The organism is Planctopirus limnophila DSM 3776 (assembly GCF_000092105.1).
Lineage (GTDB): Bacteria > Planctomycetota > Planctomycetia > Planctomycetales > Planctomycetaceae > Planctopirus > Planctopirus limnophila.
The window spans coordinates 767734-788377 of sequence record NC_014148.1; the positions used below are offsets into that span (position 1 = coordinate 767734).

At 54.5% G+C, this 20644-nt stretch carries 13 protein-coding genes and 1 tRNA gene; 5 read left to right on the forward strand and 9 right to left on the reverse strand.

Annotation, left to right across the window (positions count from 1 at the left end):
* Positions 1-265 precede the first annotated feature (265 nt).
* Both PLIM_RS03160 and PLIM_RS03165 read left to right on the forward strand, forming a co-directional pair.
* Positions 266-1789, forward strand: a complete 1524-nt coding sequence (locus tag PLIM_RS03160; protein WP_013108874.1) for a carboxypeptidase M32 — start codon at positions 266-268, stop codon at positions 1787-1789.
* Positions 1790-1879: 90 nt separating this feature from the next.
* The gene (locus tag PLIM_RS03165) at positions 1880-2401 is read left to right on the forward strand and encodes a TlpA family protein disulfide reductase (protein WP_013108875.1); all 522 of its coding nucleotides are present in this window, start codon (positions 1880-1882) and stop codon (positions 2399-2401) included.
* A 2-nt stretch (positions 2402-2403) separates the two neighbouring features.
* On the opposite strand, the gene epmA is transcribed toward PLIM_RS03165, so the two are convergent.
* From epmA to PLIM_RS03205, 6 genes are all read right to left on the reverse strand, one after another.
* A complete protein-coding gene (gene epmA, locus PLIM_RS03170) occupies positions 2404-3456 on the reverse strand; it encodes an EF-P lysine aminoacylase EpmA (protein WP_196349520.1) in 1053 nt (350 codons plus the stop codon).
* A gap of 32 nt (positions 3457-3488) precedes the next feature.
* The gene (locus PLIM_RS03175) at positions 3489-4814 is read right to left on the reverse strand and encodes a PQQ-binding-like beta-propeller repeat protein (protein WP_013108877.1); all 1326 of its coding nucleotides are present in this window, start codon (positions 4812-4814) and stop codon (positions 3489-3491) included.
* A 165-nt stretch (positions 4815-4979) separates the two neighbouring features.
* Positions 4980-6161: an iron-containing alcohol dehydrogenase gene (locus PLIM_RS03180; RefSeq protein WP_013108878.1), complete on the reverse strand. Its 1182-nt coding sequence runs from the start codon at positions 6159-6161 to the stop codon at positions 4980-4982.
* Positions 6162-6217: 56 nt separating this feature from the next.
* Positions 6218-7636: a SpoIID/LytB domain-containing protein gene (locus tag PLIM_RS03185; RefSeq protein WP_013108879.1), complete on the reverse strand. Its 1419-nt coding sequence runs from the start codon at positions 7634-7636 to the stop codon at positions 6218-6220.
* A 257-nt stretch (positions 7637-7893) separates the two neighbouring features.
* A complete protein-coding gene (locus tag PLIM_RS03195; RefSeq protein ID WP_013108881.1) occupies positions 7894-9249 on the reverse strand; it encodes a DNA-directed RNA polymerase subunit alpha C-terminal domain-containing protein in 1356 nt (451 codons plus the stop codon).
* Between the two features lie 785 nt (positions 9250-10034).
* On the reverse strand, positions 10035-12593 hold the full coding sequence (locus PLIM_RS03205; RefSeq protein WP_013108882.1) for an ATP-dependent Clp protease ATP-binding subunit: 2559 nt from the start codon (positions 12591-12593) through the stop codon (positions 10035-10037).
* Positions 12594-13006: 413 nt separating this feature from the next.
* Here PLIM_RS03205 and PLIM_RS03215 point away from each other — a divergent pair, with 413 nt between their 5' ends.
* The 3 genes from PLIM_RS03215 to PLIM_RS22320 all read left to right on the forward strand — a co-directional run bounded on the left by PLIM_RS03215 (position 13007) and on the right by PLIM_RS22320 (position 16647).
* Positions 13007-14617 (forward strand): thiamine phosphate synthase, encoded by a 1611-nt coding sequence (locus PLIM_RS03215; protein ID WP_013108883.1) that lies wholly within the window; start codon positions 13007-13009, stop codon positions 14615-14617.
* 213 nt (positions 14618-14830) lie between these two features.
* Entirely contained in the window at positions 14831-15427 is a 597-nt protein-coding gene (locus PLIM_RS03220) for a hypothetical protein (protein ID WP_041401031.1), read from the forward strand.
* Between the two features lie 278 nt (positions 15428-15705).
* The gene (locus PLIM_RS22320) at positions 15706-16647 is read left to right on the forward strand and encodes an SGNH/GDSL hydrolase family protein (protein ID WP_081440183.1); all 942 of its coding nucleotides are present in this window, start codon (positions 15706-15708) and stop codon (positions 16645-16647) included.
* Here PLIM_RS22320 and PLIM_RS03230 read toward each other — a convergent pair.
* The 3 genes from PLIM_RS03230 to PLIM_RS03250 all read right to left on the reverse strand — a co-directional run bounded on the left by PLIM_RS03230 (position 16618) and on the right by PLIM_RS03250 (position 20361).
* Positions 16618-16688 (reverse strand) — tRNA-Gln (locus PLIM_RS03230). The genes PLIM_RS22320 and PLIM_RS03230 overlap by 30 nt on opposite strands.
* A gap of 987 nt (positions 16689-17675) precedes the next feature.
* Positions 17676-19322 (reverse strand): hypothetical protein, encoded by a 1647-nt coding sequence (locus PLIM_RS03245; RefSeq protein WP_013108885.1) that lies wholly within the window; start codon positions 19320-19322, stop codon positions 17676-17678.
* 82 nt (positions 19323-19404) lie between these two features.
* Positions 19405-20361 carry a YybH family protein gene (locus tag PLIM_RS03250; protein WP_013108886.1) on the reverse strand — a complete coding sequence of 319 codons (957 nt, stop codon included), beginning with the start codon at positions 20359-20361 and terminating at the stop codon, positions 19405-19407.
* Positions 20362-20644 lie beyond the last annotated feature (283 nt).

Sequence of the window (20644 nt, forward strand, 5' to 3'; positions counted from 1 at the left end):
TGAAAAATGATCACACTGGAGATGTCATTCAAGAGACTGAAGATCTCGTCGATCGACCTCCCCAACTGATAGTCTTTTACGGAAGCATGGAGAAGTTTTGATTGACTTTCCAGAGGACAAACGAGGAATTTGAGTCAGAGGCAGAATTCAATCTGGCTTTCTCGCGTAGGGAACTGGGACGGTGCACTTGACGATCAGGCCGGGCGAACAAACGATATGGAGAGATAACCGACTTATTCGAACCGCAATTTTCCAAGGATGATTGATGTCCAGCATTGCTGCAGCACCTGCCGGCCCTTATGACGAACTTTGTCAGCAACTTCGAGAAGTCGCAGTGTTGAGTTCATGCAATGCCGTCCTGTCGTGGGATGAACAGACTGGTATGCCTGCTGAAGGTTCTGCGTTTCGTGCCGAGCAGGTGGGGATGATTGCGGGGCTCGTGCATGAAAAAGCCACCCATCCTCGTGTGGGGGAATTGCTGCAGGAGTTGTCTCAGGCCACTGCCGATGAAGACTCGGTTGCCGCAGCCAATGTTCGCGAAGCACGTCGCAATTACGAGAGATCAAAGAAGCTCCCAAGGAGGCTAGTCGAAGAGTTATCCAAGACCACGAGCCTGGCTCAACAAGCCTGGATCAAGGCCCGCAAAGATCAGGATTTTCCGGCATTTCTGCCCTGGCTCGAGAAGATGGTTCTCTTGAAACGGGAAGAAGCTCAAGTTGTGGGCTACGGCAACGGGCACCCTTATGACGCCCTGCTCGATGAATACGAACCGGGGGCCACAGCTGCCTCGATTCAGGAAGTCTTTGGAGCCTTGCGACCAAGGCTTGTCGATCTGATCGGGCGTATTCAAGGTTCATCGACCAAACCCGGCAAAGAAATCGCGGAGCGGCATTATCCCAAAGCGGCCCAAAAAGTGTTTGCCGAGGCAGCGGCTCGATGTATTGGCTTCAGCTTTGAGCGAGGCCGGCTCGATGAATCGGCCCATCCATTCTGCTCAGGGGTGGGGCCTGGTGATGTGCGGTTGACCACAAGATATCTGGATCATCATTTCAACTCGGCATTTTTTGGTGTCCTGCATGAAGCGGGGCACGGCATTTACGAACAGGGATTGCCTGAAGATCAGTTTGGTCTGGGATGTGGGACAGCCTGTTCGCTGGGAGTTCACGAATCCCAATCACGGCTTTGGGAGAACTTTGTGGGCCGAAGTATGGCCTTCTGGAATTACTTTTATCCTGGGGCAGTGCAGGCATTTCCCACGGCGCTGAAGGAAGTCAGCCAGGACGAGTTTTATCAGGCGATTAACGTCGTGGAGCCTTCATTCATTCGAGTCGAGGCCGATGAGGCGACGTATAATCTCCACATCATGCTGAGGTTTGAAATTGAACTGAAGCTGATTTCTGGTGAATTGAAGCCTGCCGATCTGCCATCGGCCTGGAACAGTGCTTTCCAGCGGGATTTCTCGATTGTGCCTCCTAACGATGCAGTGGGATGCATGCAGGATATTCACTGGAGCGCGGGGCTGTTTGGTTACTTTCCCACATACGCACTGGGCAATCTTTATGCAGGGATGCTGTTTGAAGCGGCCAGTCGAGATCTGGGCGAACTGCAGGCTCAGTTTTCCCGTGGTGAATTTCTGCCATTGAAGGAATGGCTCAAGGAAAAAGTTCATCAGTGGGGACGCCGATACACCGCCCCGGCCCTGATCGAAAAAGCCACAGGGCAAAAACTGACGCACGAGCCGCTTTTGCGGCATCTGGAAGCGAAATACAGTGCGATCTATTCACTTTAGGGCCTTATGAACAACCAGATCGTGGCCAGCCATTTCGGTTAAGCGCGATGATCAACTGGCGGTAATCACCGCTGACTGAGGAGTAGAATTATGTCTCAGCGAGCATTTTTATATACGCTGGCCGGTGTGGTGATCGCTGTGGTGATCTTCACTCGCATTTACTTTCCCACAAAAACCGGGGGAGAGTTCCAGAGACAGGGAGCCTTACCCGCATTTGCGGAGGAAGGCTGGATCAATGGGCCCGGCCCGACGGCCGAAGAACTGAAAGGAAAAGTTCTCGTTATTGATCTCTGGGCATTCTGGTGCGGGCCCTGTAAGCGGGCTGTGCCAGAAATCATTGCGCTGAAAGAGACGTTTGCTCCTAGGGGTGTGGTCTTTCTGGGAGTGACCAATGAGGGAAAAGAGCGACTGAAAGAGAGTGAAGCGTTTGTCAAAGAGACAGCCATTCCGTGGCCGAACGCTTATGGTGCCGAGTCGTTTTTTGATGAGCTGTCGGTCGAGGGAATCCCGACTATTCTTGTGGTGGGACGTGATGGGCAGATTGTCTGGCGGGAACATCACCCTGAGGGAATCGAGAAAGCTATCGAGACAGCACTTGCTGAGGTGAAGTGACTTCAGGCGCGATCCCAGGCAAAGCTCATGACGTCGGCAATCGTACTCGTGCCCAGTGCCAGCATGACGAGTCGATCAAAACCTAACGAGACACCCGTGGCTGATGGGAAATTGGCAGCCATGGCCGACATGAGACGTTGTGGTGGGTTGATGGGAGGAAGACCAGCCTTCTCGCGCAGGCGGGCATGTGTTTGAGCGCGGTGAGCCAGCTCGACTGGATCAGTCAGTTCGTGGTAGCCATTGCAGAGCTCCACACCATCGATGTAAAGCTCGAATCGATTGGCCACTTCTGGCCCGGCAGGATAGAGCGGCCTCGTCGTAGCCAACCCGGCCTGTGAAGCTGGATAATCCATCAAAACAACCGGTCGATCAAAGCCGAGCCGAGGTTCAATAGCATTCACGAGTAGATCATTCAGCCAGCCATCGCGGTCATCTTCATCGAGGCCGGGCAGATCCAATTGCAGTTGCCGGGCTTTGGCAATCAGTTCGGCCACAGGAACATCCAGAGCAGCCAGACCCAGAAATCTCTCGAACGCGGCACTATAGGTTAATCGCTCGAATGCCGTTGAGGGGAGCAATCGGCCGCTGCTGACCGGTCGTGAAAAATCATGGGTTCGGGGTGCCGTTTGAATTCTCAGTCGGGTCGCTTCAGAGAAGAAGAGCCGGATGAAGTTCTCGACAAACTGGATCTGATCAGTGAGTTCACCTTCAGGAAAGTACCATTCCAGTAGGGTGAATTCAGGATTATGTCTGGGCCCGAAATCTCCTTTGCGGAACCCTCTGCTGAACTGAAAAATGGGCCCTGAGCCAGCAGCGAGCAATCGCTTCATGTGTGCTTCGGGAGACGTCTGCAGAAACAGAGGTCTTTCCGTCACGGCATCTGTCGTGATAAAGGGATCACTCCAGCTGTCGAGCACCATTTCTGATGACAGAATGGGCGTGGTCACTTCCCAGTACCCCGCCTGCAGAAAAAACTGACGTGCTGCTGCCATTAAGCTGGAACGTAGCTTCAGGAGACTCATCGAAGCCGAAGGGAGATAGTCATCAGCCAGCACGTCGGTTGTTCTTTCCATCACAAAGCGGAAGTTCAGTTATTGGCCAGATTATAGACCATCAAAACATCCTGATCACGCAGGTAGAGTTTGCCGCCAACAACCACGGGATGCGACCAGCAGGGTTCGTTGGTGACATTGGGGCGGAAGGAGCCTTTGAGGTTGTAGCCATCGGGAGTGGCTCCCACGAGAGCGACTTCTCCAGACTCATAACGGAAGATGATATTGCCATCCGCAGCGACAATTGCCGCCGAGCGTGAACCAGCACCGCGCTGACGGCCACCCCAGACGATCTTGCCAGTTTTCCATTCGACACAGACCGGAAAACCATTGTTATGGCCATGGCCCATGTAGACGTAGTCGCCCAGCATGACCATGCCGCCGTGATGGTTCTGTAGTTCATTGGCAGGTTTGTAATAGACTTCGTCGGCAGAGAATTTTGTTCCTTTTTTGGTGATCTTCAGCAGAGCGGTGCCACCTTCGCTGTAACCTGAGGAGGCGAAAACATAGTCGCCACTGGCAATGGGTGTGGGGATGTTGGCCGTCGGGTTGGCAACACGGTTGTAGCCCCACAATGGCTGGCCATTGGTGGCACGCACACCGATGACACCTCGACCCACGAGCTGAACATACTGCTTCACACCGCCTGCTTCGCTGACAATGATCGACGAGTAACCAGCGCCGGAACCACCCGATTCGCCAAAATCGGGAACGGCTGACTTCCACATGAGTTTGCCAGTGCTTTTCTGCAGGGCGATGATCATCGCACTATTGCTGCCCGGTGTGCAGAGGACGCGCTCTTCGTCAACGAGTGGGGACTCGGAGAAGCCCCAGCTGGACATCATTTTGCCGCCGAACTCTTTGACGAAATCCTTGCGCCAGAGAGGCTTGCCATCGGCAGCATTCAGGCAGACGAGAGCCCCGTTCGAAGCGACCGCATAGACCTTGCCATCGGAGACTGCGGGAGTTGTTCGTGAGCCTTCGTACCCATGCTTGGGGACTTCATTGGTAATGGGGGTAGCCCACTTGATTTTTTTCGTTTTGAGATCGATAGCAAAGACCGATTGTGTGGAGCCTTTATTGCCAGAGGTATACAGCACATCATCGACAATCGAGACACTCGCGTAGCCTGCCCCCAGGCCTTCGACCTGGTAGAGCAGTTCGGGCTGATTGGTTTCCCAATTGGGTATGAGATCTTTATCGGTACTGATGGCATCACGATTGGGACCACGCCAACCGGGCCAGTCAGTTGTTCGTTCAGCAGCCAGAGCGAGTGGGGCAGCGATCGATAACATTGAGAAGCTCAGAGCCGATCTCCAAAGAGCTGCCCACTTGATGTTCCGCAATTGTCCATGAATCATGTGCTTCCTCTTTCCGGAGTGGCTCGCGTGATTTTGAAATCAACCTGTGTTGATGTTGTCTTCTGTTCAACCGGCGAGATCAAGAGGCCTCAGGATGGTTTTTTGATGAAACTGAAATACTGCACATTTCATTAACCGTGCGAGGCAATCGCGATCAAAACGAGCTTACCAGATGGAACACAGCCACTGTTCGAGTTCGGCTGGCGAGATCGGACGCGGATTGCCTTGCAGGCTGTTTCCTTGAGAGAGCTCGACAAGTTGTGGGATCATCTCCTGGGTAACACCAAGATTCCGCAATCGCTGGGGGATCTGGCACAGGTGTACCAGATGAGTGATCCGCTCAATCAACTGGGTTGCTGCCGAGGTGTTGGGTGTTGCAGAGAGACCTGCGGATCTGGCCATGATTTCAAGTGCTGACTGACTGGTCGAAAAATTGTAAGCCAACGTATGAGGCAACATCACAGCACAGGCGAGACCATGGGGCACAGGGAGTATCGCTCCCAGACCGGCGGCCACACCATGTGCAGCACCCAGACCGGAGTTCGCCAATGCCACACCAGACAGATAAGCGGCCGAGAGCATTTTGCCGCGAGCATCGAGATTCTCGGGCTCCTGCAACAATTGCTCGAAAGCGGGGAGCCCCCAGGCCAACCCCTGCTGGGAAAGCATGAACGTGTAGGGCGTCGCCCGACTGCTGATGGCACTTTCGAGTAGTTGAGTTAAGGCATCAAGCCCTGACGAGATGGTCACTTGCCGGGGGAGTGAGAGTGTCCATTCGGGATCGAGAAAGACCGCTTGTGCGTAAAGTTCGTCGGAGCGAAAGCTCTTTTTAAACGGCGTGCTGGTAGAAGAGTCGTCTGAAGAAATGACGGCATTGCGAGTGGCTTCGGATCCGGTTCCAGCAGTAGTTGGTAATGCGATCCAGCGGAGTGGGGCCTGAATCAGTTTGGCACCTGTGCCGACACCTTCCAGATAATCCTGGCAGGATCTCACTTCCTTTTGTGTGGCCAGACCACAGGCGGCTTTCACCATATCGATGGACGAGCCACCACCCACGACAATCACGACATCGTCCGGCCCGGCAGACAATTCTCGAAGTGAGTGGGCCAGGTGATTGACATCATCAACCTGAGGCTCTCGTGCAGGCAATTGCAGACTGCACTCGACGGGCAACTGCTTCTGGAAATCTTCGAGCCACTGCTGGCAGAGAGAAGATTGTCTTAGTGTCCGACTTCCCACAAGAACAATCGCTCGACGGGCAAGAGCTTTGGCGAGCGGGATGACCTCATTTCGCACCCTGGGCCCAAACTTGACGAGTTTAGGGCCATTTAACTGCCATGACTGCATGTTGACTGCTCCCGAAACGACAATCCTGACTATGGATTGTACGGCTCGGGGGAGTTTTAGCGAGTGGCCTTACCCGATGTGCCTGAAGCTACATGGGGAGCTTCTGCAAAGTGCAATGGCTGTGCCTGGTACTTCACCACATCAGCACCGGGATAGTAATGCTGCACAATGCCTTGAGCGGTAAGACCTGTTTGCGCCATGCCACGCGCCCCCCATTGGCAGAAACCCACGCAATGACCGCTCCCCTGGCCTTCGATTTCGATCTGATCGTTGGTGAGCTTCAGCGAAAACTGAGGACTGGGAAGCTCGCGATTTCCGAGCATACGACGCAGTTCAATCGAAGATAACTGCTGGAAGTTGCGACCATCAGTCAAGGTAAACGTGGGTAAACTCCCTTTGCTATCCTGCCGCATACGAATGGTCATGAGAGTCGCGAGGTTCGCGGAAGACATCGTCGAGAGGTCAGCAGATTTTCGAGAATCTGAGAGTTTCTGCAACAGATCCTGCCCCGAGATACTGGCCTGCCAGCGGTAAAGAGGTGCATTGCGGCATCCCTCGCAAACAACACTCTTCAGGCACGGTGCGGTGCGTTGGGACATTGTCTGTCCATCGAGAGTTCTGCCACCGCAAACGGCTGAATAATAGCTGGTGATGATCTGCCCTTCATAGGTCACGACCATGCCGGCCGTGCTTTGTGCGGCAGCAATTCCGGCAGCCGTTTCTCCTTTGAGGCGACGACCTTCGCGATTGATGTATTCCGCCCCGAGATACTTCTGGCTGCGGGTTGAGGCGTAGACATCAAACAAAGCCGAAGGCAGAGCGGTCTTATGCCGGGCAATGGCATAGGTGCGTGCGACAATCGCTTGTGCGCAGCGGGCCTCCTGAGGAAAAGTGGCGGGCATTTCACTATCGACGACGGTCGCCACATAAGTTTCCAGGGGAACATGATTCACGAGAGAGAACGTGGGTTTAAGTTTCAAGCCTTGTTCAGAGCCAGTGCGATGAACTGTCATCGAGCCGCGATAGAAATGATTGTCGAAGCCCAGCAAGGCATTTCCCTGAGGAAGAATGCGGATAGCGGATGTATCGAGCAGATGCGGCCCAACTCGTAAACCCGTGGGCATAGCCTCAATAGTGGCGGCTCTCAAAAGTTGACCGTGGGCCAGTGGCCGACCGGAGACGAAATCGTGAATGATGTAAGGTGCGGTACATTCCACAGTGGCTGACGAGAGCAGACCCTCGTGTAAAACAACACGAATCTGCTGCGGTTCAAAGCGGGAAGCTGGTGCAGAACCAGGGATCCCTCCGGAGGTGAAGCTACTGCGGCGAACATCGACATCGACTAAAGGCCCCAGTTCTGGTGACCGACTGCGTAACTGATGGAGGCCAGCCAGCATGACAAGGAGAAAGATGCCGGGAATGATCATCAAAACAGCGGCTGTCGAATCCTTACGATGGCGGATCTGAGCTGGCATGACGCATCCTTGCGAGTGACCGGCAGGGCAAAACATGGACGGGACTGGTTCTGCTCAAAGAATTTATCGAGCCAAACGAGGCCAAGCCGCGGTCAAGATTAGGCGTTTTTGCACTTTTGAACCAGACAAGTTTGGTCGATGGCCAGGATGGATGATCGCTGTCTGGATGCGAAATCAGCCCGCGAAGAATTGTCTTCGCGGGCTGATCTGGCAAATGGTCTGGCTCTGTTCTTTCGATGAAGAGCAGGGCTCAGAAATTAGTCGTTTCGAAGCTTGAGGTTGTGTTCCGTCAGCTGAGCCCGAATTTCGTTCAGTGACGTCACCCCGAAGTTCTTGGTAGCAAGGAGTTCGTCGGCACTCTTCTGCACGAGTTCGCCGAGAGTACCAATCTGAAGTCGGGCCATACACTTGCGGGCACGCACCGAGAGATTCAAATCGGAAACTGGGCGACTGAGCAGTGCCTGCTCCTGTGGCGAAAGGTCATTACCAATCGGAGCAAATGCCGAAGCTGGCATCCCGGCCCAGCTGGCGTCGCGAGCCTTAGTGGGCTGCAGATTCTGGCCAACTTTGAGGCCATGCTGCTGCATGAGATCGCGGATTTCCACCAGCGATGTTTCACCAAAGTTCTTGCCCTGGAGAAGATCGCTTTCGCTGACGCGGGTCAGGTCGCCCAGCGTATGGATATCCATACTGGCCAGGCAATTGCGGCTACGAACTGAAAGCTCAAAATCGGTGACAGGACGGCTGAGCAACTGTGCCATACGGGCCTCGTTGCGAGCCATGTCGTCGTCGTAATACATTTCCTGGGTGGCTTCGATATCTTTCATGTACATGCGGGCACGCACATGATTGGGGTCGAAGGCTAGAATCCGACGGAAACAGAAAGCAGCCGAAGCGTAGTTGCCACGGTCTTCGTACAGAAGGCCCAGGTTCAGCATAGCTGAAAGATGATAGGGCGGACGGGAAAGAGCCTGCTCGTACAAACGAATCGCTTCAGTGTCGTTGCCGTAGAGAGCATTCTGTTCAGCAAGGCGGAAGAGTGCCTGGCTGTGGTGAGGATCCATATCGACAGCACGCTCGAAATACTCGATCGCACCGTAGGTGTCACCTCGATCTGAGAGAATGCAGCCCATCTGATACGAATACTCAGCGCGGCGGGCACCTTCGGTCCCGGATTGACGGACAGCTTTTTCGGCTTCATCGAGCTGACCAGCCAAACGAATGGCACCGGCACGTTTCAGGGTACATTCGACGGGGTCGAAACCAGCCTTTGCTGCAGCAGCGAACTTTTCAGCAGCGGCCTCGAATTGATCGAGTGCTTGCAGAACATGCCCATGGGCATAAAGGGCCACAGGGTCGGTCGTCAAACGGGAAAGAATTTTGTCAGCAATCGCATGCTGCCCGAGCAGCCACGCACCAATCCCGGCACGTGAAGCGGGCCCGATATCTTCTTTGCCCGCTTCCACTTCACGGATCAGGGCTTCCAACTCAACTCGGGTGGAAGCCACCTGGTCACCGGCAATCGCCCGGCGAAGCTGAGCCAGATCGTCAGCACTTAAGGAATTCTTACCACTCAGAATTGCACGAACGTCAACCGCTTCCAAAGACTTCAAGGTCGCCTCGCACTTTTTCACATGTATTACGGCTAATGGCAGAATTGCCACGAACACGAAAGAATAAACAATCCGAACTGCTGACTGCAACTCTGACCAATGAATGCGCGATAGCCGATCAGCAACATTCGGTTGGCCAAGTGAGAGTTTCCGTCGCCAGAATCGCCTGGAATCAAGCTTCTTTCAGGAGATACGCTGAACTGACAGGAGAGTGTGTGTTCGTGTGTATATGTGTTTAGCGAGGGCGAGGAATTCAAAAATCCTGTCGAAAGAAGATTGTCTTTCCTAACGTTTCAATTCTCTGGTATCTCGCACTCTTCAAAAAAGCTCCACTCATGGCATGGAACTTGAGTGTTTGAAATTGATTTTGCTGGTGCTGGGCGGGGTTTTGTTCGTCAACAAAAATGGTGCGGAAAGTTTTATGAAATGTCCTCGATGTAAAACAACAGATGTTTATCGCAGCCGCTCGGCACAAGCGGGCGTGTTGTCGCTCGTGACGACCATGGCTCGCTGCCACAGATGCTGTCATCTCTTTCGAGTGGCCGCGTGGAATAACGTTCCAGACGCTCCGCCGGCCCAGGAAAACCAGACATTTCGGAATCGTAGAGCTGCCTGAAGATTTCAAAGTCGTCGAATTTTGTTGTCGATTTCGCTGGCCGCAGTTTCCATCAATTAATTGAAGAGAGTTTCTTCTCTCGTTAATCAACCATACTCTGCTAACAAAAAAGCTGCCAAGCCCAGGGACTTGACAGCTTTTGAAATGTCGGTTTGCCACCTTGCTGAAATCAGACAGTCGCTTCACCAGTGGCGACTTCGGCGACTGCCACAGCAGCTTCTTCCGTCTCGGCGCGGGATGGTTCGAACTCAAGATGCTTGAGTTCTCCCACTTCCTTGACGATGACTTCCACTCGATTACTCCCCTCAAAAGAGCCTTTGAGTAACTCTTCGGCGAGTGGATCTTCGATGTAGTTCTCGACAGCACGGCGAAGTGGACGAGCACCGTACTCGGTGGCGTTCCCCTTCTCGACGATAAACTCGCGGGCAGCATCCGTCATGACGAGTTGAATGTTCTTCTCGGCAAGACGTTCGCGAACCTTCGAAAGTTCAATATCGACAATCGATTTGAGATGGTCTCGAGTGAGTGGCCGGAAGACGACGAGTTCATCGAGACGGCCCAGGAACTCGGGCTTGAACTCATGCTCGATCTCGTGCATGAGCCGCTGCTTCATCCGCTCGTAACTCGAATCTTCATCCTGCTTGCCAAAGCCAAATGTATTCCCCTGGCTGATCACCTTGGCACCCGCATTGGTCGTCATGATGAAGATCGTGTTCTTGAAATCGACCTTGCGACCAAAGCTGTCGGTCAAATGGCCTTCTTCCATAATCTGGAGCAGCATGTTGAAGACATCAGGATGCGCCTTTTCGATTTCATCGAGCAGGACAACAGCATAGGGTCGGCGGCGAATTTTCTCAGTGAGCTGGCCACCTTCTTCGTAACCGACATAACCGGGAGGTGCCCCGATCAAGCGGCTCACGTTGTGCTTCTCCATGTACTCAGACATGTCGATCTGCACGAGGGCATCCTGCTCGCCGAACATGAATTCGGCCAGCGTCTTGGCTGTCAAAGTCTTGCCGACACCGGTGGGCCCTGCAAACAGGAAGACACCAATCGGTCGCTTGGGGTCTTTGAGACCCGAACGACTGCGGCGCACTGCCTTGGCCACCTGCTTAATGGCTTCTTCCTGGCTGACAACCCGCTTATGCAGCTCGGCTTCCATCTGCAACAGACGAACTGCGTCTTCACTCGAGAGACGTGTCAGTGGGATCCCAGTCATCTTCGAGACGACTTCGGCCACGACTTCCGCATCGACGACGCCATCTGTCTCTTTGGACTTTTCACGCCATTCACGATTCAGATTTTCTTTTTTCTTTTTGAGCTTGTCGGCCTGATCACGCAGGGCGGCTGCCTTCTCGAAATCCTGATTCGCAACGGCTTCTTCTTTCGCTTGATTGAGCCGTTCGACTTCGTCTTCGAGTTCCTTCAGATCGGGTGGACGCACCATGGATTTCAGCCGAACGCGAGCACCGGCTTCATCAATGACGTCGATGGCCTTATCAGGCAGGCAGCGAGATGTGATGTACCGGTTGGAAAGTTCGACGGCCGAGGCCAGCGCATCGTCGGTAATCTGCACGCGGTGGTGCTGTTCGTAACGGTCTCGAAGGCCCTTGAGGATTTCGACGGTTTGTGTGGCACTGGGCGGCTCGACATCCACACGCTGGAAGCGTCGTTCCAGAGCACCATCCTTCTCGATGTATTTGCGGTACTCATCGAGAGTGGTCGCTCCAATGCACTGAAGTTCGCCACGGCTAAGTGCGGGCTTCAGCACGTTCGAGGCATCGATAGCCCCTTCGGCACCGCCAGCACCCACCAGTGTGTGCAATTCATCAATGAAGAGAATGGTGTTCTTCGCACGCTTCACTTCATTCATGACCGCTTTAATGCGTTCTTCAAACTGACCGCGATATTTCGTCCCTGCGACCATCATGGCGAGGTCGAGAACCACAATCCGCTTGTCGCGAAGAAGTTCGGGAACAGCACCATCCACCACCATCTGGGCAAAGCCTTCGACAATGGCGGTCTTGCCGACACCGGCTTCACCCAGCAGCACAGGGTTGTTCTTCTGACGTCGGCAAAGAATCTGAATGACGCGTTCGATTTCGTTCTCACGGCCAATCACCGGATCGAGTTTCGATTGCCGCGCAAGTTCTGTCAGATCGCGGCCAAAGCTGTCGAGTGCTGGCGTTTTGCTTTTAGAGCCTTTGCCAGAGGTCGAGCCACTCGTTGACGAGCCAGCGCCGGCGGTCGCAGGGTTGCCGCGTTCGCTGGTCCCTTCGCTCCCTTCAATCCCATGGCCCAGAAGATTCAGCACTTCTTCGCGGACATCTTCGAGCTTGAGCCCGAGATTCATGAGCACTTGAGCAGCAACACCTTCCTGCTCGCGGATGAGGCCCAGCAGCAGGTGTTCGGTTCCCACATAGTTATGGTTGAGGTTGCGCGCCTCTTCCATGGCGTACTCGATGACCTTTTTGGCACGAGGTGTCTGGGGAAGCTTCCCCATGGTGACGAGTTCTGGGCCGCTTTGGACGATCTTTTCAACTTCGAGCCGAATCTTGCGAAGATCGACATCGAGATTTTTCAGAACGTTTGCCGCAACACCCGACCCTTCCTTGACCAAGCCGAGAAGGATGTGTTCAGTCCCGATGTATTCGTGATTGAACCGCTGAGCTTCCTGATTGGCAAGCTGCATGACTTTTCGAGCGCGATCCGTAAAACGTTCGTACACAGCGATTCTCCGATAGTGGAGGGTAGGTCTCCAGTGTCACGTGGCCAGAGCTGGCAACCTGCAAGTCGCCTGCGAATGCAGGCTGGCAGACAAGTTATACCTTTTTCTGCGACCACTCATAACGATTCCATTAATAATTCAGCAGTTTGCATGCCATGAATCGTGGTTGGGAGTCGTTCTGACGTGTTTTTGATTCTAGTGGTGGCCAGTGAGTCAGACAAGCTAGACCTTGCCGGTTGTTGAACGACGGAAGTGTAATGCCGATTTTGATATAAGACTGTTTTCGGCTGGGTGTGCACTGATTGCTCGGGAGAGTCTTCGCCTGGATTTGCAGAAACGATTCTCCTCCTCTGAAAAATTGTTTCGACAATTCCCGAATTCCAAATGTCCAAACCGAAGGGTTTCTGCCTGCCATGGAACACTTTCTGACAGCCGCTGCCCTGCGTGTCATCGAAGCGGCTCGCGGTCTGACTGATGCAACGGTTATGGCTCCTGTGATGCCTGAGGTCTTTTCGCCACATGCCTCAGCGACCCGGTTAAACTCAATGGCCCGGTTAAACAGTGACCAGGTGGTGGAAGCGGCTTTGTTCTGGGCACTTCTGGAAGAAGAATCCGTCGCCCATCTGAGGATGATCGAACAGGGGCTTGAAATTGATGACCTGCGTCAACGCATGGAGCGTTTTCTCCCCAGCATGTCGAGTTCCGTCGGCGATGAAACAGATCTGCAGTCGTCGCTCTCGACCGCTTTCGACCGCATGATCCGCCAGGCCCGCCACGAGGCGCACAAAGTTTCGCGATCAGAAGTGGGGACTGAACATCTGCTGAGAGCACTGTTTGAAGCGAATGGCTGGCTGACGGCGTGGCTGGCTCAAGAACAGATCGCACTGGCGAAACCTGTCGAGGAAATCTCGGGCCCCGCCACTTCTGCCAGCGGGCCACCTCTTGAGCACGAACAAATTTTATTGCCTGAAACCGCACCGCCTGAAAATCTGACAGCGGTTTACCGTCTGCTCGATGCTTCCGGCAATCGAGCTCGTGAGGGATTGCGTGTCATTGAAGATGCCGTCCGCATGGTGCGCAACGATGGCTGGTTCTCTCGTGAACTCAAAGAACTCCGGCATCGGCTGACCACAGCTTTACGCATGCTCCCCGAAGAGGCTCTCCTCGCCAGTCGAGATACCCCCAATGATGTCGGCACACAGATCACGACCATGTCCGAAACCATGCGGGGTTCTGCCAACGATGTGATTGCGGCTGCTTTCAAACGTTTGCAGGAATCGCTGCGGTCGCTCGAAGAATACGGCAAGATCATCAATGGTTACTTTGCTTCGCGGATCGAAGCGATTCGCTATCAGTCATACACACTCGAAAAAGCAGTGCGAATCGGGCAGTTCTCCCAGAAAACGCTTGAAGGTCGCGTGCTTTATTTATTGCTGACCGAAAAGCTGTGCCATCGCCCGGTGGGACAAACTTTACGGGAAGCATTGCGTGCCGGTGTGGGAATTGTGCAGATCCGTGAGAAATCGATGTCGGATCGCCGCCTCCTCGATCACACTCGTCTCGTGCTGGATCTGGCCCATGAATACGATGCCCTTGTGATCATGAATGATCGTCCTGACCTGGCCGCTCTGACTCAAGCCGATGGGATCCACGTCGGGCAGGAAGAGTTGACCATAGCACAGGTCCGCCAGATTACGGGGCCGAGGCCACTGGTGGGATTATCGACACATTCTCTCCAGCAGGCAGAAGCAGCAGTGATCGAAGGAGCAAGCTACATTGGCGTGGGCCCGACGTTTCCGACGACGACCAAAGAGTTTGCCGAGTATGCGGGGCTGGAATATGTGCGTGAAGTGGCCCGGGAAATCGCACTCCCGGCGTATGCCATTGGCGGTATCACCACTGAAAATGCTGCCGATGTAGTCGCCGCCGGTGCCACCCGCCTCGCCGTCTCCAGCGCCATCTGCTCAGCCAATGAACCCTACGATGCAGCACGCCATTTGATGGAGATTTTGAATGGTGCATAGGCTCGAAATTAGTCATTCTAATGGAGAGGTTCATCGCACTTGAGATGATTGCGGTGTCGCATCGCTTGATTTGTATCACTTCGATATGGCTTCATTGCGATGATCTTTGACATGAAATGTTCTAACGCTAACAAGCCACCAGATGGAGTTCATTTCCTTTCGGAATTCGGTGGTCGAATATCTGTTCGTCGGCAGGAGGATTTGACGGTGGGAATGGATTTCGTTGCCCTCATGCGCTACAGCCGTTCCCGCGAGGTGGTTCGGGCGATTAACGGTCTAGAAAACCAGACTGTCCCACTCTCAGCCGAGGTGAGGTCGCTTTGGCGGGAGTACGAATTTTCCGAGTCCGACTGGGGCCGGGCGTGCTGGGTGGCCCACGACAACGGCCGGCAGGTCAAACGGCCCCGCGGCCCAGATTTGTCGGTGGCCCTGCGGACGGTCGACGGCTTCTTTCTCACATTCGGTCAGGGAGTGTGCTGCGTCTATCATCTGCTCCGGTGGCGGTTCTTCCTCACCGAGCCCCGGTGGCAGGCCACTATGCTCGGTGCATGCGAGTCGCTGGCCGATCTCGTGCAGTCGCAGGACGTGGCAGTGATGAGCGACTTTCACCCGTCGTATGCGGCGTTCTTCGATGGGGCCGGGTTCGACGCCTGTCTGTCGGCTGCTGTCGGCCAGGAAGCGGAGGTCGGTATGATCCACGAACTGTTTGAAAAGGTGGAACCGCACTCCTGGGATTCGCACGGGTTCTGGCGGCTGCGATCTTCAGAGCCCAATCGCTCCAAACCAAGCGCTGGTGAACATGGGCTTTAGGCTGTGTCATAATACCACAAACAACAGACCCGACAGGATGGCCCAGACGTGGCTTTGAATGTCTGGGTGGCGAATGCCTTAAGAAGCAATTGGGAAAACATGGCGAGTCCGGCAAGGCGGAGGTCGCCCTGGTGGAATTCGCAGTTTCAGCCGGAAGTGTGCTGCCCATGGAATCAGGATCAGATCAACGCCAAAATGAATGGGTCGTCGATATTCAGCGATGAGTTGAAGTGCGATTGATGGGCTGATGAGAGACTGACGAGATTGCGGGGGGCATCATGAACGGGCTGGTGTACCATGTGGTGAGCGGGCAGGCCTTCTTTTCTGGAATGGTCTTATTACTTGCCAGCCTCGCACTCGCACAGGCATCTCGCAAAGCCTGGAAGCGATGGTGGGGGCTGGCGTTTGTGCTGGGGCTGATTCTGGTCGCTGCATCGTCGATTGCGATTCCCCTCTGGCTGCTGGTGATCGCGGGGATGGCCACACTGGTCTGGCTGTATTGGCTTCTGCGGGCTGACACATCCCGGCAGAGAGTCGCTGCTATAATTGCCGCTGTCTTCTGGTTGGCTGTTGCGATCGGAGAGTTGCCGTATCTGTTGATTCCGACACTTCAGCCTGTGGCAAATCGCGGCCTGGCGGTGATTGGAGATTCCGTCACTGCGGGGATGGGTGGTGAAGATCGATCCGAGACGTGGCCGGCGATCATCGCCAGAAAACATCAACTGCAGGTCCAGGATCTCTCGCATGTCGGCGAGACAGCGGGGTCGGCACTCAAACGGATCCAGAACTTGGAGATTCAGGCTCCAGTGGTGATGGTCGAGATCGGGGGCAACGACATCCTCGGCTCCACCAGTTCACAGCAATTCGCAACAGATCTGGATGCGCTGCTCAACGGGCTGAGTGCACCCGGGCGGCAGATCGTGATGTACGAATTGCCTTTGCCGCCGTTCTATCATGAATTTGGACGCATTCAGCGAAGGCTGGCACACAAGTACCGTGTCCATTTGATTCCACGGAGAATATTCCTGTCGCTGCTCGCAGATCAGGGGGCCACACTGGATGGCATCCACCTTTCGCAGGCGGGGCATCAACAGATGGCCGAAAGCGTGTGGCAACTGGTGCAGACTGCATACGTCAATGCAACCAGCGAATCACCAGCTGAGAAACCAGCGATCGATAACACAGAGAAATTGCCCGATGAGGATTCGAACCTCAACTAAGTGATCCAGAGTCACTCGTGCTACCATTACACCATCAGGCAGTGGCGGAGTTCGCCAGGTGAGGAGTCGGTTTGCAGTTTCAGGTGTCTTCTGAACTTTCAAAAAACATCTTTTTGACGTGCAAATTGCCGCCTCGACTTAAGTGAGTATAGCCACGGATGGCGAACAGCTAAAGTCAAACTGGGCGATTTTCTTGTTCAGGCTGGGCCGAATCTTGGGGATCGAATTTTATCTGCCCGGTCGTCCTTTACACTCTCGATGAAACCTGGGGCGAACCAAAAATTGAAGCCTCAGGGCTGTGTCCTCAGAAATTCGGGCGAGAGATTGTCAAAACGACAAGATTCTTCGTGAGTTCCACGGGTCGGCATCGATCTTTCATTGGTAGTCAGCCATCTCAATCGTTGGAAGATCGATGTTCGATGACGACCACTGGAGCAAAGTGGGAGTACGGGTGGTTCTCCCCAGATTTTCAGGGTTGAGAAGATCAACCAGCCGGGATTTATCACTCTGAACCTTCTCTGCGGATTTCGAATCCGGCCGAGGTTTTGAAAAAAATACACGACAATTCGGCAAACGTTGCAAGTTTTTCAACAAGATATGTCAAGGCGGGTAGTCTGGGGTGTTTTTGTTGTCAGCTTTGCAACGAATCAAGTTTTGGCACGGGTTCTGCTTAAGTAATTCTTTCGCTGCGGGCTGTGGGGACGGCTTGCAACACGAACGGTAGAGACAGGCCACGAATCGCTGAGACCAACGGCTCAGCAACGTCTTCGGACAATTCGAGTGCCATGGGAAAGAGGGACGATCAGCGGCTAATGGCCAATGATCGGAAATCGCAAGGCCGTCGTCAGCCAGGGGGGCTCACGACGGCCTTGATGTTTTCTATGACAGGTTTTTGTCAGATTACGCTGATGCTTTTCCCAGCAACCGACACAGCTGCGTTAGTTGCAAAAGCATGCTTGCCCAGAGCTTCAAGCATGGCACGCGACACACTTCTGAAGAAAACCTGTCAGCCGATAGAACTCTCTTGGTTAGGGATTTGAGTTTCCGGGAGAGATCTGCACACCATTGGAACTGGCGTCACTTGTCGCATTGGGATTGCCAGCAGCATCCCCCTGAGGTTTCTTCAGCCGAACCAGAAGGCACTGTTCGGTCTTGTCTTTGCCAAGATGAACCAGAGCCGGTGCTTCGTCTTTGGTGAGGTTGTAAAGTCCGGTTTCGTACACTGTGCTGGTATCCGAACCGACGGTAAACGCCACCTTCTGGGTCTGCATATCGACAGCGCCAGAAATAGGGAGCGTTTTGTTCGTGCTGGAATCAACCCAGTTACCGCGAATAATGCCGGCTTTGTTCACAGCCAGTTGAACTGAAGTTGTCGAATTGGTCTGCCCACTCATCGAGAGCAAAAAGACACCCAGAGGAAGCCAATCGCCCTGATTCGTCACGGGAAGCTGACTGCCTGTATTGGCGAGGTTCGAGGCCTGATTGTAGTAATCAGCCGACGTTCCCATATCCTGGTTATTCACATAGACCTGTCCACCCTGGTAGACAACGTTGTTGCCATAATCGTAGTAGACGGGTGGAACATCGTAGAACCCGCAATAAGGAGCTGCCAAGCCCCAGGTGGCAGTACTCCAGGCGGCACCAGCGGCCCAACCTGCGGCTGCCCAGGCTCCCGGATGAGCGCCGTACCAGCCAGAGCCGTAATAGTTGTAGTTGTTGAAACTGTTACGGCATCCATAGGCGGTGGTATACCGTCCAGTGGGCGACATGGGCGTGTAGCCTGAAACAAAGCGGCCAGCGGCGACACCATCGGGCCCTGCAACAACCCCGCGACCGGCTACTGTTCCATTGGGCCCGCGAACGGCATCGCCAGCCGCTACGGTGCCGTTAGGCCCGACAGCAACTCCGCGAGCTGCTTCAGTACCGCCCGGCCCTCGGACCGCACCACCCGCAGCGACGCCACCATTCGGTCCAACGGCAATTCCCTGGGCTGCTGCACCTCCATTGGCACCTTCAACACCACGGCCAGCGGCAACTCCACCATTGGGGCCTTCAACAGCTCCACGGCCGTAAGTGTTACCGCCCGGCCCAGTGACAGTGGTGCCACTGGCAGTGGTACCACGTGGCCCTTCATACGATGCATGATTGACGTCGGCATTGCTGCCGAAACCACCAGAGGAACTGAGTCCATGCATCCCTTCATCGGAAGGGAGTCCGAGAAAACTGTTCAAAGAACTCCGGGAAGGAGCGCTGCCGTAGCCTCCCAGATCGCCCCGGTTGAAGGAATCGCCGCCAAAGTTTCCACGATCGAAACTTCCACCGCCGAGACCTTGGCCACCCACGTTTCCACGATCGAAACTTCCACCGCCCAGACCCTGGCTGCCCATGCCTCCACGGTCAAAGCCACCAGCACCGCCAAAACTTCCACTTCCGCCGCCACCGAAGCTGCCGCGATCAAAACTACCTCCGCCGCCAAAACTTCCGCCACCACTGCCTCGATCAAAGCCGCCGCCACCACCGCCTCGATCAAAGCCGCCGCCACCACCACCGCCAAACCCTCCGCCGCCGCGGAATCCACCACCACCGCCGCCACCAAAGCCACGTGCGTGGCATTCATCCGCGACCGTCGCGCCAACTACGGCTGCGACGAGACAAACCCAACTGTATCGAATCATGTTAAGTTCCTTGAATCAGGCTTTTTGCCTGGAGATAAGCTATCGGTACTATTCAGATCTGGTTCAAAAGTCACTCGAATGTCTATTTGCCTGGAGCAGGCTGACGCTTGAGAATGATCTCGGGCGTATCTGCCAATGGAACGTCGCCAATGCGGCGTTCAATCGATTTCCAGCTTTGGGCCTGATCATCGATGCGTGTTAAGACATTGACGGCAAACGTTGGCGTCCCTTCGACGGTCAGCCCTCGAATTGCTGCCGCCCAGCCATTGGGCTGAGATGTCCAGATACCGATTGAGACGGATCCATCAGAGCCAAAATTCCAGCTTTGAATCTGCTCGGTGAGTGGGCTGTAACCAATAATCTGAATACCGGAAGTGATCGAACGATCGGGATGGGTCACAGTGTAGGTTCGCTTCAGGAAGCTGCGACCGGCTGTCCACTCGAAGACCGATTCACTCACTGAGCCATGTTCTTCGGCCACCCACTTGCCGACCAGCCAGTCCAGATCGGCCAGTTGACGTCTGGCGGCGGGATTGGCGGTGGGAAGATCCCGCACGCTGGCCATTTTCCACGAGCCACCTTCTTTGACGTGGATTGCTGTGTAGCGAGAAAAGGGGGGAGCTCCAGGAATCGATGGGGAAAGCATGCTGCGACCATCTTCAATGGCCGTCTGGTCGCTGAGCAGTCGCAAGGAATCGATCTGCACCTTGATCTGCATCTTCGGATGTGCAGCGAGGAAGGTCTGATACAGCTCTTCGATCTTTAATCGCCCGACCGTCACCTGTCCGCTCTCATCGACATATTCGCCGTCTTTGGCCCAGAGTTGTGCAATCGCTTTCGCATCAGCCTTGTTGAAAGCCTCGACGAAGGCTGATGATGTCTGGCGAATGGCAGCAAGTTCAAGATTCTCGGATACCGCCTGAGCGGCAGCGGCTGGCGTGGCTGCGGGGACACGAACTGGCGTGGGAGACTGGGCATCGGCCACGATGGCGCCCATCCCGCAGAGAAGACTGAGACCGAAGAAGAATTGACGAGGCATAGCGACCCTTGTGTTAAACGATTCAAAATCCCGGGTGATTTTTTTGACAGATGTGCTCTGACATGGCACTTGCGGACATGTTTGCTGGAGCGCAGCCAGTGAGCGGTTCAATCGGAGCAGGAACCGTTTGCTTTCATTGAATGATGGGAATCACGCTCAGTGACCAATAGTTTACAGAGCGGGGTCACAAAAATGGAATGAATTTCTCAGAACAGTCATGTGAGTTTTCGCATGCCAGTCGACGGGTCCATACGATCAAGCTAAAACCTAGCTCATCGATTTC